Origin of the sequence: Paenibacillus sp. MER 180 (assembly GCF_023713665.1) — a bacterium.
Taxonomy (GTDB): domain Bacteria; phylum Bacillota; class Bacilli; order Paenibacillales; family Paenibacillaceae; genus Paenibacillus_B; species Paenibacillus_B suaedae.
Genome location: NZ_JAMAVT010000077.1, coordinates 1 through 433 on the forward strand (window position 1 = coordinate 1; position 433 = coordinate 433).

Below are 433 nucleotides of genomic sequence, written 5' to 3' on the forward strand. Positions count from 1 at the left end.
GTACTGGTAGCGTCTCCCGACTATCTGGCTAACCATGGCGTGCCCGAAACGCCGGATGCGTTGCACGCGCACCGGCTCATTGCACGGCGATTCCTGAGCGGCCAGGTCGCGCCGTGGAACTTCACGGGCGACGACAAAAGCATCACGACGATCGCCCCCTCCGGCAAGGCAATGCTGACACTATCCGCACCGGAATCGCTGGTGCAGGCGGCGTGCAATAGCGTTGGCATCGCGGAGGTCGGCGTGCATCTTGCGTGGGATCGGTTGCGTTCCGGTGCGCTGAAGGTCGTTCTCCACAGGTTTCACCATCCCGGAAGCTATGAGATGGTGATGCAGTATCCACACCGGGCGCTTGTCGCGCCACGAGTGCAAGTTACCGTCAAACATCTGCTGGAAGCGCTAACGGCGGATAGCAAATTGCATGTGCCTACGG

Annotated in this window: 1 protein-coding gene; it reads left to right on the forward strand. The window is 61.0% G+C overall.

What is annotated here, in order from left to right:
- Positions 1 to 433 (forward strand): LysR substrate-binding domain-containing protein (locus M3661_RS29910; protein WP_251491368.1); only part of this gene is annotated, 433 nt, incomplete at both ends.